13 protein-coding genes and 3 pseudogenes are annotated in these 15,037 nt (G+C 52.2%); 8 read left to right on the forward strand and 8 right to left on the reverse strand.

The annotated features are described in order from the left end of the window. Nucleotides 1-187 precede the first annotated feature (187 nt). Nucleotides 188-742 (forward strand): YdeI/OmpD-associated family protein, encoded by a 555-nt coding sequence (locus tag E3W21_RS26555; protein ID WP_134422511.1) that lies wholly within the window; start codon nucleotides 188-190, stop codon nucleotides 740-742. Nucleotides 743-1,118: 376 nt separating this feature from the next. Here E3W21_RS26555 and E3W21_RS26560 read toward each other — a convergent pair whose 3' ends face one another. The 6 genes from E3W21_RS26560 to E3W21_RS26585 form a co-directional block, all read right to left on the reverse strand. Then, nucleotides 1,119-1,436 carry a hypothetical protein gene (locus E3W21_RS26560; RefSeq protein WP_134422513.1) on the reverse strand — a complete coding sequence of 106 codons (318 nt, stop codon included), beginning with the start codon at nucleotides 1,434-1,436 and terminating at the stop codon, nucleotides 1,119-1,121. 128 nt (nucleotides 1,437-1,564) lie between these two features. Then, nucleotides 1,565-2,041 carry a hypothetical protein gene (locus E3W21_RS31995; protein WP_256661660.1) on the reverse strand — a complete coding sequence of 159 codons (477 nt, stop codon included), beginning with the start codon at nucleotides 2,039-2,041 and terminating at the stop codon, nucleotides 1,565-1,567. Between the two features lie 778 nt (nucleotides 2,042-2,819). Next, nucleotides 2,820-3,113 (reverse strand): hypothetical protein, encoded by a 294-nt coding sequence (locus E3W21_RS26570; protein ID WP_134422515.1) that lies wholly within the window; start codon nucleotides 3,111-3,113, stop codon nucleotides 2,820-2,822. A 19-nt stretch (nucleotides 3,114-3,132) separates the two neighbouring features. Next, nucleotides 3,133-3,429, reverse strand: coding sequence for a hypothetical protein (locus E3W21_RS26575; protein ID WP_166793875.1), 297 nt, complete (start codon nucleotides 3,427-3,429; stop codon nucleotides 3,133-3,135). A gap of 361 nt (nucleotides 3,430-3,790) precedes the next feature. Further along, nucleotides 3,791-4,060 (reverse strand): hypothetical protein, encoded by a 270-nt coding sequence (locus E3W21_RS31255; RefSeq protein ID WP_165353209.1) that lies wholly within the window; start codon nucleotides 4,058-4,060, stop codon nucleotides 3,791-3,793. Between the two features lie 179 nt (nucleotides 4,061-4,239). Then, on the reverse strand, nucleotides 4,240-5,136 hold the full coding sequence (locus E3W21_RS26585) for a LysR substrate-binding domain-containing protein (RefSeq protein ID WP_129436790.1): 897 nt from the start codon (nucleotides 5,134-5,136) through the stop codon (nucleotides 4,240-4,242). 126 nt (nucleotides 5,137-5,262) lie between these two features. Between E3W21_RS26585 and E3W21_RS26590 the strand changes: the two genes are divergently transcribed. The 4 genes and pseudogenes from E3W21_RS26590 (at nucleotide 5,263) to E3W21_RS26605 (ending at nucleotide 9,215) form a co-directional block, all read left to right on the forward strand. Beyond that, a complete protein-coding gene (locus E3W21_RS26590) occupies nucleotides 5,263-6,189 on the forward strand; it encodes an NAD(P)-dependent oxidoreductase (protein WP_134422517.1) in 927 nt (308 codons plus the stop codon). A 110-nt stretch (nucleotides 6,190-6,299) separates the two neighbouring features. After that, entirely contained in the window at nucleotides 6,300-7,214 is a 915-nt protein-coding gene (locus tag E3W21_RS26595; protein WP_218570177.1) for a glycine betaine ABC transporter substrate-binding protein, read from the forward strand. 100 nt (nucleotides 7,215-7,314) lie between these two features. Next, nucleotides 7,315-7,642 (forward strand): annotated as a pseudogene (locus E3W21_RS26600) (transposase); the annotation flags it as partial. Between the two features lie 640 nt (nucleotides 7,643-8,282). Continuing rightward, the gene (locus tag E3W21_RS26605) at nucleotides 8,283-9,215 is read left to right on the forward strand and encodes a GGDEF domain-containing protein (protein ID WP_129436788.1); all 933 of its coding nucleotides are present in this window, start codon (nucleotides 8,283-8,285) and stop codon (nucleotides 9,213-9,215) included. Between the two features lie 232 nt (nucleotides 9,216-9,447). Here E3W21_RS26605 and E3W21_RS26610 read toward each other — a convergent pair. Continuing rightward, nucleotides 9,448-10,639 (reverse strand): annotated as a pseudogene (locus tag E3W21_RS26610) (MFS transporter). A gap of 140 nt (nucleotides 10,640-10,779) precedes the next feature. On the opposite strand from E3W21_RS26610, the gene E3W21_RS26615 reads away from it, so the two are divergent. Beyond that, nucleotides 10,780-11,718 carry a LysR family transcriptional regulator gene (locus E3W21_RS26615; RefSeq protein ID WP_134422519.1) on the forward strand — a complete coding sequence of 313 codons (939 nt, stop codon included), beginning with the start codon at nucleotides 10,780-10,782 and terminating at the stop codon, nucleotides 11,716-11,718. Nucleotides 11,719-12,263: 545 nt separating this feature from the next. Beyond that, complete coding sequence (locus E3W21_RS26620; RefSeq protein ID WP_134422521.1) at nucleotides 12,264-12,485, forward strand: hypothetical protein; 222 nt, start codon at nucleotides 12,264-12,266, stop codon at nucleotides 12,483-12,485. A 376-nt stretch (nucleotides 12,486-12,861) separates the two neighbouring features. Here the strand turns inward: E3W21_RS26620 and E3W21_RS26625 are convergent, their stop codons facing one another. Beyond that, nucleotides 12,862-14,121, reverse strand: a complete 1,260-nt coding sequence (locus tag E3W21_RS26625) for a tetratricopeptide repeat protein (protein ID WP_256661661.1) — start codon at nucleotides 14,119-14,121, stop codon at nucleotides 12,862-12,864. A gap of 650 nt (nucleotides 14,122-14,771) precedes the next feature. On the opposite strand from E3W21_RS26625, the pseudogene E3W21_RS32160 reads away from it, so the two are divergent. Then, nucleotides 14,772-15,037 (forward strand): annotated as a pseudogene (locus tag E3W21_RS32160) (phage infection protein); the annotation flags it as partial.

Here is a 15,037-nt window from a genome sequence, read left to right on the forward strand (position 1 = left end):
AAAGTGTCCGGATGGCCGTGGAATCGGTGTCCGGATGCTCGTGGAATGAGTGTCCGGATCAGCGTGGAATCAGTGTCCGGATGTTGGTGGAATGGGTGTCCGGATGGTCATGGAATCCCCAGTCGACCCTCTGCACTGAATCTTTCCCGTAGTTGAGTCGTCAGGCGTATTGGTTGGAGGAGTTGCAATGACAACAATCGATGTGAAATCCCGATTCGAAGCAAAGCTTCTCCGTCCGGCAAAGCCTGGTAATGATACGTCGTGGGCGTTTCTGGTACTGCCAAGAGACGCGAGTGAACAGCTTCCGAGGCGAGGAAGGACGACAGTTGAAGGCACAATCAATGCGCACCACTTCCAGGCAACCCTTGAGCCGGATGGTCAGCTGAGCCATTGGCTGCGGGTCAGCAGAGAGTTACTCGAAGCCGCAGGCGCGGCTGTTGGGGACATCGTTACGCTGGAGCTAGCCTCTGTGAAGAAGGAACCCGAGCCTGACATCCCGGCAGATTTTCAGGAGGCACTGGCAGCCACTCCTGAGGCTCGTAAAGTCTGGAACAATACGACGACCATCGCACGAGTAGACTGGATTCACTGGATTACTTCAGCCAAGCAACTCAAGACCCGCGCAAAACGAATCAGTGATGCCTGCGATATGCTCGCATCCGGCAAGAAGCACGTTTGCTGTTTCGACCAGTCCGGTTACTACAGTAAGGCCTTCCGTGCGCCCGAGGCGGATAATTCTTAAATGGGGCATTAGATTCAAATCGTTCGGCTCGTTCACCGGGACCGACTAAGCTGGCCTTTTAGCTTGAGTGTTATGAATGTCTGCAAAGGGTTGTGGATTTCGGTCAGTTACGACAGGCAGCAATCGGCTGTGGATTCAACCGGTCGGCGCAACACACCTAAATCCCGCTGTCTGCCGAAGACGTTCACGGCGCCGACGCCCTATTGCATCGGTCTCGCTGATCCCGTCTCGCACCACCCCGAATGCATGTAAGGTCAGGGTGCGCGTTCAGGGCTGGCGACGTTGATTCCGTACGTTGCACTATCCGGCTAACGACGTTCAGGCCTCCCCGAGGGCTGCCCGCGTTGAGCGGGCATCGGAAATCATCCGAACTAATTCAGGCACCTGATTCAGGGTCACTCGCAGGCATCCCGCGAGCCTCCTTATCGTTTTCGTCCTGGTCGTTCATCTGTGGGTCGTTGTCTGGGTTATCGACGAGGCTGTTCGTACCAGCTTTTGGATGCTCACTCGATACCGAATTAGTAGCATCCACATCAGCCACATCAGCCATATCTGCATCGACAGGAGCTTCATCGTCGGTCGGTAATGGAACTTCGTACTGGTTCCAGCTCGGGTCGTGGCCAGTTTCGTTGTCCGTGGTGCGTGTTTCGCGTTGCTGCGATTTATTGCCTGGTGCGTTCTCGTTAATTTCCATGGTGGCTCTCCGACCTAATGCGCGTGATTTCCGTGCTTAAACATGAGAAGCGGTCGTGCGCTGCAAGTGCCTACCATTGGACAGACGGCGAACACAAAAAACCCGGCTTGCTGGTCGGGCTTTCTCTCCTATCGCATATCGTCTGATAGCGGTGTTATTTCATCTGCCTCTGGTGTAGTCCTCTCACCAGGTTCTTTCCAGTCTTCTGGGCGATCATCGCTGGGTTTTGTTAACGGATCGTATTTATTCGGATCGTCTGGATCTAGCGTCGGCTCATCTGAACCTGGCTCAGGCTTGGATGGAACAGAACCTTGTGTTTGGTCTTGAAAACTCGAATCGGAAGACATACCCACCTCACCAATGAGGTCCAGCTTTTCTGGGCGGTAATAGTTTGAAGTTGGCAGGTGAAAAGTGTGCGACTGAGCAGATGAGCGGGCAGTAAAAAGCCGTTTGGGGTTGCACGGAATTGCCCCCAACTGCATCACCACTGACCAGTCATTTGCATCGGACTTGACCAGCGCACATGGGAATGACGACCGGCAGAAATCGGCCAGAAGCAGCCAGTCGCATTTTTTTTGATGATAAGCAGCGATCCAGAGTTTCACTTAATGCTTACAGGGGTTGAATGCCTCCAACTCACCACGGGGAAGAGGAACTCCAATGTCCCATGGGGCATAGTTGTTCTGCAAAGGAACATTAGAAGACCAGTTTCCGGTTCCACGCACGAACAAGCCGTCTCGCACAGTAAGCAGCGATATGTTTTGGGACTGTAGGTACCGAACCACTTGCGCTCTTAGCTTCACATCTATTGCCCCTATAGTTTCGCCTGGGCTCAACGCGTAGTAACGCTCCGCCTCGAACAAGTGCACGGGCATTGTGTCCTGCTCCCCCCTCCAGATGTAACTGCATTGCACCTCGGGAGAGCGAAGTTCGCCAGCTTGCCGGTAGCGCTTATTCTCGAAAACTACCAAACGCAAACCACCACGCTCCGAAACAAGCAGCCCTTGTTTCGGCTCGGCTGGTTTCGCAACCCCATAAGGTACGGACATCCAGCTTGCCGGCACAACGAGTTCAGGCGCCCCATCAAGTGAAAGGTCTCTCACCAGTTGTGATGTAGCCTCTGGAGTCCCATAGGGCGCTTGGTATGCGCATCCAGCAATCAGCGACGTGGCAATGGCCAGACCAATTAAATTCATTCTCATATAACCCCTCCCTGAAAAGGCTCGTATTCAACACCAAATGCCTGCCTCGGACCACTAGCCTAATGTGCATGACGAGGTGACTGCATCCGCCCTGAGGTCTTAATCAAGCCCACTATCGGCCAGTAGCGGACGTCCGTGACCTGCGCTTTTACAAGTCGGAAACATACTCACGATTTCGCAGTTATTTATCCTTCAGCAATTCCTCAATCAGTCTTTCTGTCGCACACATTTCACCTAGAAACTTCTGATCATAATGACTGGAGGTTTCCAGGTAACCTCTTGTGCAATTTAACAGTTCCTTCAAGCTCGCCTCCAGCATTTGCTCTGAGCCAGGCCCGAGCAATGCCAAGGTCAATTCGTACCGCCTCATGAAATCAGCCACAACGACCTCATCAGACGTCACGAGTTTGTCTCGCATAGCAGCGGTAGCTTTTTCGATTTGCTGGTTCAAACCCAATAATCTGTCGTTCAGCACATTCCACTCCCGCTAGCGTTCACTCATAAAATTTACCAGCGAGCAAAATTGCCGCACAGCGCTGCCATACGTTCAATACAGAAGCGTCCGTCAAAGAACACCTGGTGCTAGCGATTGCCCACGAAGCTGCAGCATCAAGAAAGGTGTCAACAGAACCGTTCTCCCACCCCAAGGCGCCGGGCCCAAAGGGAGATGATGGAGAAGTCTCCTCCAACAAACGTTCCCGGGAGAAATCATCACCGAGAGCCGCCATAAATCCAATGAAGGATTGCTCGTCGTTTACGATTTCCAGCAACTCATGAAGATCTACACACATAGGCATCCTGGCATTAACGTAATGGCGAGATAATACTGAACGGCATGCTGCTATGCAGCGATATGGGCGGTCAACCACCATTGCCAATGTCTGCAATGGGTCGTTTTCCGCCGGTCGCGACAGGCAGAAATCGGCCGAGGCTGTGTAAAAACGTTTTCGATCTGCGGAGGCAGACGAAAACAGCCCAAAAATCGCGTCCCTACGCAAATTTCAGGTCTACTTACCAAACGGTCGACGCCAGATTTCACGTAGTAACGCTGACTTCAAAGTGACGAATGCGTTTTTACACGGCCTGGGCCAGGAGCGGTCATTCGGGCTAGACGCTATCCGGAATAACGTTAGGCCCTGACGTTAAATCTGCTCAATAAAGCGGCACCATCCGTGACACCAAGAACTGATCGATCGCAGCGATTTTCTGAGTTGCGTGGCCGAGCTGAGAGTCGGCGTTGCTGTACGCAACCTCTGCCTCATTGTGGAGTGCATAGGCCATGTGCGCCGCGATGCGGACGCTCATTGGCTGCCGGGAGAGGTCGATGCCGAACGGGTCGCCACTGTCGTGCTGCGCCTGGTTGTCGAGAACAATAGCAAGTTCGTGCGCAGCAGAAAGCGAGCCGGGGAAAACATCGAGCACTACTGCCTGGAACCCTAAGGGATGAAGCGGCTGGGGTCGGGCAATTACGAGCTGGCCACACCTATTGGAGCGACGAAGAGCTGGATAAGGCTGTTCACGATCGGCTGGCAAAAATCTGCCAAGAAGCCGATATGCGCAATTGCTTCATCGAGGCTGACGCTTGAGAAGTGAGCGCTTTACTAAGCCCGTGTTAAATAGCTACCTTGTCGGAAAGCTGAATTAAAAGCTGTCTGGACGCTTTCAATCAACTGTTCCTCTAACAGCGTTGTGGCTGATGGTAGCTTGCTCGGTGCTCGATGCAAAACGATCTCGATCTCGGGCAATTGAGGAAAATCATCCTCGACCCCGAAGATCCGCCACTCAACCGGCACCATGCTCTGGGCCATTACAGTCACTGCTAAACCTCCGTTTACAGCGATTGTTCCTCCAGCAAAGCTCCGACTGGAATAGGCAATTCGCCAAGGCCGTCCATGGGCGTTAAGAGCAGCAATGGCATGCTCACGGAACACACACCCTTCGGGGAAAAACGCCAGCGGAACCGGCTCCATGCTCTGAGCCATATGTTGGCGCGAACCTACCCAGACTAACCGTTCTTTGCGCAAAATCTTTCCGCAGCTTCGATTTGGCTGTCGCGTGATCAGAGCCACGTCAAGATCTCCCGCCTCAAGTAGGTCAAGCAGCTCCCCACTCAAAGCCCCAGTTACTTCAAGCTGCACTCGTGGGTAAGCATGTGCAAAACGGGTCAACACAGAAGGTAAAAAAAACTGAGCGTAATCATCAGGTATGCCTAGTCTGAGGTGCCCCTCAGTGTATGGCTTTCCAACGGCCGCAAAGGCGCTTTCATTTAGATGGATCATACGACGCGCATAACCGAGAAGTATCTCACCGTCTTCCGTCAACCTTATTTGACGATTATCCCGTTGAATCAATTGTTTGCCCATCTGCTCTTCAAGCTTTTGCAACTGCATGCTTACTGCTGACTGAGTACGGCATAAAAAGTGAGCAGCACGCGTGAAACCTCCACTGTCGACAATGGCTATAAAAGCCTGGAGCAGGTTCAAATCAAGGTTTTTCAATCGCTTACCTCCTACTATCACGTTTCATGATCGATACCATAATAATATTTCATTTGTTTATAGCCAACAAGCATTTTATGTTGCTCGTAGCTTCCAATCGCCCCATCAATAAAAACGAGAAACATTATGAAAATTGGATTTGTTGGTTTAGGAACAATGGGACTTCCCGCGGCTCGGAACATTCAGGCTTTAGGCTTTGACTTGGTTGTTTATGACCTGCGGAGGGAAGTGGCAGAGTCTTTGTTAGCCAATGGTGCTGTGTGGGCTGACAGCCCTCGAGAAGTGATTGAGAATGTAGATGTCGTAGTTAGCATGGTCTTCGGACCAGTTCAAATTGATCAAGTTGTACGTGGTGCCGGTGGCTTTTTTGAAGCCGATATTACTGGCAAATACTGGATCGACCTGACAACCAGCAGTCCGTTTATGATGCGCAAGCTCGCCGACGAGTTCGTCGTGCGGGGTGGATTTCCTATTGATGCACCTGTTACCGGGTCAGTTGATTCCTCCATACGTGGTGACATGATTTTGTTTGTAGGTGGGCAGGATGCTCATATCGAAAAAACGCGTCCTGTTCTTGAAGCAATGGGTGTAATTCAAAAAGTTGGCCGCTATGGCAACGGTTACGTCGCCAAGCTGGTTAACAACCAGCTTTGGAAAATCCACGCTGCCGCTATAGGCGAAGCTATGGTAGCCGCTAAGGTTGCAGGTTTGGAGCCAGATGTATGGTGGGAAGCAATGAAGGGAGGGGCCGCCGATAGCTTCGTAATGCAACACGATGTACCGTCGATATTTGCCGGTCACTACGACCCATCTTTCCCGCTTGCGCTGTGCCTGAAAGATCTTGGCCTGATAGAAGAATTGTTAAATGAAACCGGAACACGCTGCGAGCTAACCCGTGCAACTCATGCGCGCTTCGAAGAAGCGAAGCAGCGTTACGGAGAGCGTTCCGGTGAAATGAGTGTCTGTCGGCTCATTGAAGATGATGCAAAGATTGCGTTGCGAGTGGCGGGCGACTGGGTAGCACCGTGGGAAGTCCTACCCGTACACGCATAGGTAGCCGCTTAATTAGGATCTCCTCTGAATTCAGGAACTCCAAGAGCTTGCGCTGGCGTAAATTGATCTTCCATACACCACCCAAAAGCTAAAATAATAGGATGATTAAAATGAAACTTGATTTTATGTATGTATTCAAGTGTGCGACGTTGGCAGTGGTACCTTTAATGTCATTAGGCGTTCAAGCGGCGGAGTCTGAATTCAGGGAAGATCAAGCCTTGCGATTGAGTTTTATTTCAGAGCCGGACTCTGAAATCGTTACAAATATGGCCAAGAAAATACTAGAGCAACAACTCGATTATAAAGTAAAACTCTCACTGCTAGCACTTGGCGTGCAATATCAAAGCATCTCAACTAAAAAGCTTGATGCTATGCTCATGGCTTGGCTACCGAACACCCAAGCTGCTTATTGGGATAAGTACAAAAATAGTGTTGATGATTTAGGCATAATCTATGGCGGGAAGCTTGGATGGGTGGTGCCAGACTATGTGCCGGTCAACGAAGTAAGAACAATCGCTGATTTGGAAAATCCCGAAGTTGCAAAGAAATTTATAGGAACAATACAAGGCATCGACCCTGGTGCAGGCCTAATGAGAAAATCCGAAGAAACAATAAAAAATTACAACTTAGTCGATTACAAACTCTCCGCTAGCAGCGCAACTGCAATGACTATTGCGATGGATCGAGCCATTCTTAAAAAAGACTGGATCGTTGCCACAGCCTGGACCCCTCATTGGATGTTTGGAAAGTGGAACCTACGCTATTTGGAAGATCCAAAAGGCTCTTTAGGTGGTGCTGAGGGCGTACATACCCTTTCTCGCAAAGGGTTCGGTGAAGATTTTCCTCGAGCAGCGAACTTCCTTCAAAACTACAAAATCCCCCTTGCCGACTTGCAGGGAATTATGGCTGAGGCTCATGAGACTTCAAACTCCGATGGGGCTATCAATCATTATCTTGACTCACACCCAGAGAAAATTACTGAATGGACCGAAAGTGCAAAAAAACTTCCACTCTACAAAAACTAACATAGCCCTTGGCGTGTCAAGTAGCCAAAGTACACTTCCTGTAGTGGATCTGATGAAACCGGACACCATTTAGACGAGAATGCTCGCCAGATAGAGGTGTCTGAAGACCAAGCCACGTCGTTCCTTTTCCGCTGAATTCAAACGCGAGGCCGCAGGCCTCGTGCTTGATGAAGGCTTCAGCCATATCGAAGCCTAACGTTCGCTCGGGGTTGTTGAGTTCGCGTTACACGCTGGGTTAATCAGCTTCAGTAGGAGAGCAAAGGTGTTACTCCGCAGCAAGGCTGCTAATGCCGGAGCAACAGAAAATCCAGGAACTGGAAGCTCGAATCGCTCACCTTGAACGGGAGAAATCCATTTTAAATGGCTACCGCGCTCTTGATGTCGAAGGAGCACACGCGCACTCGCTGATTGATCTGTTGAGTGCCAAGAGCCAGTTTATTGGATGTACACGGTCTTTGATGTCACTCGTTCATCTACTACACCCATCCCGGTGCAGAGGCAGAAAAGCTGAACAGGCAATGCATTCGTGCGGCTAGATATTCGGAACTCCAGCGCCTCCACCTCACGTTCGATCGCCCCAGATGCCGTGGGAGATTGCGGTAATCCATGGCGATGATGACGCAATTGTCGCCGTCCAACAGAATGTGCATTGCAATAATTTGTTGAAGTGCGCCCAGCGACAGGGTTGACGCTAGCCGGTCTGTTGCATCGATCAGTTGATTTCACAGTCGATTGCAGCCTTCGCGACAGACAGCAATCGGCCCAGAAGCTGCCTGTCATCTGGCGGTCGCGCGGAAAAGAAGTGACCGGTTAAGCCCTTAATATGGCTGGCGTCATTGTGCCCCAATGTAGTGTCATTTCTGATGCAATTCAGCGCAGCTAAGGCCATTTCAGCGGAGCTTTTGACTGAAATCAATCCCCACTATTATCGAATAGTATAGGAAAACAGACATTGTATTTTTTTCAACGACTACACTTGTAAATCAAGTAGTATAATTAATTGTGATATCTAGATGTTATTTCCCTTGAAAACAGCGCCCTCCCTTTGATCCTAATAGCGGACTTTACATGAAGATTGAAATTCTTAAACAAGCGGTTATGGACTCACGGGACGGCATCACCATCTCCGACAATTGCATCGACGACAATCCGTTGATTTTTGTAAATCCTGCTTTTGAGCGAATGACTGGCTACTCGTTCGAAGAAATTACTAATATTAACTGTCGATACCTACAAAGAAACGATCGAAAACAGCCTGAACTGGAAATTGTTCACAATGCCGTTAAAAAAGGCGAGTACTGCCTCGTAACCTTGCGAAACTACCGCAAGGATGGAACTATGTTTTGGAACGAGTTGAGCATATCGCCAATTCATGATGAGAACGGGACTGTAACCAACTTTATTGGAATACAAAAAGATGTAACACCCAGAATGATAATACAACAACAACTTCGCGACGAGCATCAGTCTCTCGAAAAAATGAAAATACACTTCGAGCAACTATCCATAAAAGATGGACTCACAGGCATTTACAATCGTCGTTTTTTTGATACGCAGTTCGAAATTCAATGTAAAATTGCATGTCGCAATGGCGACTCATTGACTCTTGCCATGATTGATGTTGATCACTTCAAATCATTCAATGATATTTATGGGCATCAAGCTGGCGATGAAGCGTTAATACGTGTCGCAGATAGTTTAAATAAGTCCTTCCAGCGAGGCTCTGATTTTGCAGCCAGGTATGGCGGCGAAGAATTTGTGATTCTGTCCAACGGCATGGCGAAAGACCAGGCAGCTCTGTATGTCAAGTCGCTATGCCAACGAGTGCGAGATTTGAGAATACCGCACTCCGCTTCCAGCACAGGCTACTTGACGATAAGCATCGGTTTTTCAGTTCATACATTTGGTCCACTGCACCCGTCTAACGTACTACTGGCGCAAGCCGATAATGCTCTCTATGTAGCTAAAGAACGGGGAAGAGATCAATCTTTTAGTCTTTAGGTTCTGACGACAATCTGGAGAAAATGGCGTTTGTATCACCATCATGCCCCCCCTAAAGGGCACTTTTGGTCGCCCAGGGCTGGTCGTCGCCGGCAGCAATCGGCCATTTGCGCTTGTTTTCAATGTCAGCTATGGGTCGTTTACTGCCCTTGGCGACAGGCAACAATCGACCCAAAGCGGATATTTATAAGGTGATTTTTTGATTGCTCACCGTCTTTCTCATTGCTGCCCTTCAATCAGGATCCATATCCGTTGTAGCGCTCAAGTTGGAAGCTCCCAGGAAGTAAAACATTCCACCTGCAACAATGAAGAGCGCAAGCATGTAGAAGATGTAGTAGGGAGGCTGAGTCGCCAATACGACTCCGCAAAGCACCGGTCCCAGTGCCGCGCCGAGGTTGGACAGGTTTTGTGCTCCGTAATACATGCCGCGCAGGTTGTCCGGAGCGATTTTGTCGATGAACATGTACTCGGCGGGGAATACTATGATCTCGCCGACCGTGAAAATGGCTATGGAAATGACCCAGAGCAGAATAGAGGTCGACAGGGCAAAACCCGCCAACCCCATAATGAACATACTCAGTCCCGCGGCCAGCCACAGATTCAGATGTCTGTGAGAGATCTTCCTGCCTATGGAGTATTGCAAGCTGATCACCATCAGCGCATTGGTCGCCACAACGGTACTGATGATCTGGTAGGTGGATTCTGGTGTAGTAGTGACCACCAGATACTGCGAGAGATAAGCGGTGAACTGGCCAAAGACCACCGCACTGAGCAGCCCACCAAGGGCGATAATCCTGGAGTAACAGTTTTCCCACGGCCAGAAACGGTACTGGTTTCTGAGCTTCATCGGTAGCGTTCAGGTCTCTATTGCCCCAAACAAAATAGATGAAGAAGAATGCTGCTCCAAGCCCGGCAGATAACAGGAATGGCAAGCTGATATCCAGCTTGGCCATGCCAGCGCCAAGAAACGGGCCGACGGCATACCCGATATTGGTCAGCGTGTATTTGATCGAGAAAACTTCGCTGCGATCAGTGACGGGAAGCAGGCTGCCAAATCCTGATTTGACCGCGATATCAATGACCGCATAAGCCAGGTTGATCAGTACCAGGCAGCTGTAGAACAGCCAAAGATCGCGAGCCAGAAACGTCCCGAGAAACCCCAGCGTGAACACACCACTGAAGCCCAGGATCAGCCGGTAACTGGACATCTTGTCGACAAGAAAGCCACCGTAAAGACTCAATAACGACCCGATGATCAGTGTGCTGCCAATAACCAGGCCGATATCGGCGACGCTCAAGCTGAAACTGCCGGAAAGGTAAATGACCAGATAGGGCAGGGTGATTGCTCGCGCCAGGGTCAAGATCAGGGACGCCGACAGCAGCAAATTTATTGTTGTCGGATAGTTTTTTAGCGTGGTCAGCATCCTTGCCTCATCGTTCAGCAGGTTGTTTTTATGGTGTTCGTCCGTCGCATGGTGTTGATTGATGCGCGAATCAAGCTTACTGGGGAATTGTGTTCTGATTTATGATGTTTTTTATCAGGTCGACAGAACTCAATTCATGAATGCGGGGCGTCCATGTTTCCTCCGAACGATTAAAGGGCATTGATGTATTTGTCTGCGTCGCCGACTCCGGCAGCTTCAAAGGCGCTGCCGAGCGGATGAGTCTGACGGCTTCGGCAATCAGCAAAGGGATAGCTCGATTGGAGAGCAGGCTTGGGACTCGGTTGTTCCATCGAACAACTCGAAGCTTGTCACTGACGGATGCGGGGACTGCGTTCTATCGCACATGCACAGGCGTGCTGGCTGACCTCGAAGAGGCTGAGCTGTCCCTACTTGCCGAAAACACTGAGCCTCGTGGCAGGATTCGCATTGACCTTCCAGGTGCATTCGGCCGCCAGCAGGCACTTCCGATTATTCTGCGATTTGCCCAGGAACATGCGCTGCTGCTCCCGCACATTTCGTTTTCCGACCGTTTCATCGACCCTATCGAGGAAGGTGTCGATATCGTCGTACGCATCGGTGGTTCGGACGTTTGGCCCGCCGCATTAGAACACCGCTACCTGGGCAGTGAGTGGCATATCTTCTGTGCGTCTCCCGCATATTTGAGTAAGCACGGCACGCCCGTGACCGATCGCGATCTGGAACAGCATCAGTGCATCGCTTACGGCTGGGCGGATGGGACGGTTAGCCCTTGGAGTTTTTCAGGAAAGCACCCGGGCGAAATTGAACGCAGGGCGATAGCCGCAAAGTTCGTTGTGGGAGATGGCGAAGGTCTGGTGATCGCGGTATCGGCGGGATGCGGGATCGCGCAGTTACCTTCATGGTTGATCAAACGTCAGCTTGAAGAGGGGACATTGGTTGAAGTGCTTCCCCACTTGGCAGCCGATGGCTTGGCGATCAATCTGATTTGGCTAAAGAGCCGTCAGGCGCTTCCCAAGGTCAGTGCACTATTGGAGGCACTTGCCGCTGGTTTGGTGCCGTCTGCTAGCAAAATCCAATGACCGCTTTTGGCCGATTGTGTTGAAAAAGTCGGCTATGGCTTCCACGGCAGAAAAGTACGCGTTCGAGATTGAAATTTTTACTTTGAGCAGAGGATTCCGGGCTCAGATTTCACACAGCTGCGCGTAAAAAAGTCGTTTTTAACAGTCAATATGCGGGCAGTCTGGAAGGACCGACTTTTTCAACACAATCGGACGATAGCAGTCGCCCGCGGAAGGGGCGTAACGGTCCTAGGAGCATCATAAAAATTCCTACACAAACCTCGGAATCCCTCACCTTTCCCGTCGTTCTGATGAGGCCTATAGTCCATCTCGTCGCCCAAAATGGCGATTTCGGGTTTGGCGACCCGGGATATGAGTGCGAGGGCCGTCTGCTCATTTGCAGGCGTCGTCGCAGCCGCAAAACCGCTGTACTATGGCGGTTGTCCGCGGGAGACCTTCGGGTCTGCCGGTTACTCATTCCCGGTTCGCCAACCTGCGCGCAACTGCCACCCTATCGTTTGGCGACGATCTGTTGGCGGTCTCAACAAACTGAATGAGATCTCCCTATGGAAAGATGCACGCCCCTCACCGGAATCGACCTGATCCCGGCCTCCCTGCTCATCGATACCCAAGCCCCACTCGACGTCTTGCAAGCCATGGCCGATTACCGCATTCGCACGGTCACGCAGGTGCTGGAAAACATCGCCTACCGCGCCGAACTCGGTTGCGACACGGTGGTGCTGTCGGACTTCTCCAAACTGCTGGCCATTCCGTTACGCGACGGCTGAGACTTGATGGATGTGATCGGCCGACGCTTGCGGGCTCAAGCAGCGGAATAAACGAAAACGGGCGCCATGACGGCGCCTGTTTTTTGTGTCCGCAAACAAAGAGGTGCGTCAACATCCATCGGGCTTACCAGCTCCGAGCGAAATAAAGGATTGTGTGCGCAAATGGCTGAAGCGGAGGTCATCGCATAGTCAACTTCCAATGCCCGAAAATCCATCGTTCCACAGTTTGGATGAATTCAAAATGGGTCAAATGACTGAACAATTGATCGACGTTCTGGATCAGCTCGCCATCGTACTTGAAAGCAATGGAGCCACTGACGAACTGCGACAACAACGTAGACAAGCGATCAACAGGCAATCTCCGGCGCTTCAAGCATCACTGACAACACCCCGCCCCAACACGGCAAAAACACGAGGCCTTAATCTCCACATCCGCCCGGGCCATGGCCAGATCAAGGCGCGTCTGGGCGGCAGCAGCTTCGGCATCCAGCCCCAGTCGTCTCAGGCATTCCGCATAGCCGTGCAAGCTCCACACATTGTCCAGATGCCAGGACGCACGGCTGAGGGTGTTGTCCAGTCCCAGATCGGCTCGATAGGCCTGCAACGCTTCTTCTACCCTGCCCTGCTCCAAAAGCAACGCGCCCAACGCATGTCTGACCGGTTGCATCCAGCCCCATGGCTCGTCGTAAGGCAGGTTGTCGTCCAGTGACAGCGCCTGGCGCAAGTGGGCGAAGGCGTCGTCGTAATTGCCTTTACGGTACTCGATTTCCCCGCGCAGCATGCCTGCGGCAACCGCCAGAATGTCGGTGCATTTATTGTTGAAAAGGTAGCGTGTGTCCGGCACTCGGGTCCAGGCTTCGAGGAGTAGTCGCTGTTCGGCTTCTGCGGCGGCGATATACCCGGTGGCCGCATGCGCCACGCCTCTGGCGTAATGCAGCATCGCCGTGGTCACGCAGTACAGCGCCTGGTCGTTCGGCAGCGGGGTGGCGAGGATGTCCTGCCATTTGCCGAAGCGTATCTGCACGTGGACCTTCATCGACACGAAGCCTTCCAGCCAGTCGGCCATGGGCGGTTGCTCCACGCGCAGCAGTTCTTCCCTGATGGTCGACATCAGTTGATCGGCGGCTTCCAGGGCCGGTTGGTATTGCCCGAGGAACATCGCCGAATAGAGTTTGAAGTGGTAGTTGTGGCATCGATACAAGGTGTAGAAGTTGAGCGGCCCTTCCTGTTCCAGGTATTTGCTGTCGGCCAGAATCGCCCGGCTATTGGTGACCATGGCCCCACGGTAGTCACCGCAGAGCACGTCGATGTGCGACGGCATATGGCGCAAATGTCCCGCATCCGGCACCAGGTCACGCAGGACATCGCCGGCTCGCAACGCCCGCTCCGGGTAGGGCGACATTTCCAGGGTGTGGACGTACATGTGCAGCACGCCGGGGTGCGGCGCATCGCCGTGCTGCGCCATCCGCCGTAGCGCCCGTTCCAGCACGTCTACCGTTTCAAGCGTGTCGGCGCCCGGCGCCGGTTTACCGGTTTTCAGATCCCACAATTGCCAGGGTGTGCGGTCGATCAACGCTTCGGCAAACAGCGCAACGACATCGGGATCTTCGGGAAAGGCTTTGTAGACATCGCGCATGGACGCCGCATAGGCATCGTTCCAGGCGAAGAGTTGGTCGAGGCTGGAGGCCTGATCGGCCTGGAGCGTTGCTCCAGCGCCCGGATCAGCGCCTGTTCCACCGGTGTTGCGCCGTCGATATGTCCCAGCGCGGTTTGCGTCGCCAGTCGGGCCTGGGCCACGGCCTCTTTCAACTCCTGTTCGATGAAGGCATCCCAACGCTTGTTGTAGTTGGGGCCCGAAGCGTAGGCGATGCCCCAGTAGGCCATCGCGCAATCGCGGTCGTGTTCGATCGCCTTTTGGAAACAGCGTATGGATTCGTCGTGGTTGTAGCCGTAGCACCATACCAAGCCACGATCGAACCAGCGCTGGGCCTGGGACGAGTGGGTCGTCACCGGGCGGCTGTAGGTGCCCAAATCGTAATAGTCGTGCATCGATTTATCCTCTCGACCAGAGCAGGGAACCTCGCAGGAAATCCTTGCGGACCTGGAGAGCCTCGACAGTTCAAGAGGTCCAGCATACCCCTGCGGTTCTGGCTGAGCGGCAGAGCTGACGACAGGAGGATCATTGCCGGCGTCGATAGTCACCATCAACTCAATGAAGTTCTCATAAAAAATCCGCGGCGTAACATCAGCGCCATACCCAACAACTACACCCCGGAGCACACCATCATGAAACGCCAAATCCTCCTCAACATCGCTTTCTCGGTTTTTGCAGTTAACGCTTTCGCCGCTACCTCTGCTCACCCGGTTGTCGCTGAAGGCGGCTCGGATCGTCGGATTGAAAGTCGTGTGGCTGAGGGTGGTTCGGATCGTTTGATCGAAAACCGCGTCGCTGAAGGTGGTTCGGATCGTCTGATCGAAAACCGTGTGGCTGAAGGTGGTTCGGATCGTCTGATCGAAAACCGCGTCGCTGAAGGTGGTTCGGATCGTCTGAT

Source organism: Pseudomonas sp. F01002 (assembly GCF_004402115.1).
In the GTDB taxonomy this organism is placed as follows: Bacteria; Pseudomonadota; Gammaproteobacteria; order Pseudomonadales; family Pseudomonadaceae; genus Aquipseudomonas; species Aquipseudomonas frigoris.

Bases quoted from the DNA above. Each gene is read 5' to 3' on its own strand.
- E3W21_RS26560 (WP_134422513.1), bottom strand. From the start codon at position 1,436: ATGGAAATTAACGAGAACGCACCAGGCAATAAATCGCAGCAACGCGAA.
- E3W21_RS26615 (WP_134422519.1), top strand. From the start codon at position 10,780: ATGCGGGGCGTCCATGTTTCCTCCGAACGATTAAAGGGCATTGATGTA.
- E3W21_RS26605 (WP_129436788.1), top strand. From the start codon at position 8,283: ATGAAGATTGAAATTCTTAAACAAGCGGTTATGGACTCACGGGACGGC.
- E3W21_RS26575 (WP_166793875.1), bottom strand. From the start codon at position 3,429: ATGTGTGTAGATCTTCATGAGTTGCTGGAAATCGTAAACGACGAGCAA.
- E3W21_RS26625 (WP_256661661.1), bottom strand. From the start codon at position 14,121: ATGCGCGATGTCTACAAAGCCTTTCCCGAAGATCCCGATGTCGTTGCG.
- E3W21_RS26590 (WP_134422517.1), top strand. From the start codon at position 5,263: ATGAAAATTGGATTTGTTGGTTTAGGAACAATGGGACTTCCCGCGGCT.
- E3W21_RS26620 (WP_134422521.1), top strand. From the start codon at position 12,264: ATGGAAAGATGCACGCCCCTCACCGGAATCGACCTGATCCCGGCCTCC.
- E3W21_RS26595 (WP_218570177.1), top strand. From the start codon at position 6,300: ATGAAACTTGATTTTATGTATGTATTCAAGTGTGCGACGTTGGCAGTG.
- E3W21_RS26555 (WP_134422511.1), top strand. From the start codon at position 188: ATGACAACAATCGATGTGAAATCCCGATTCGAAGCAAAGCTTCTCCGT.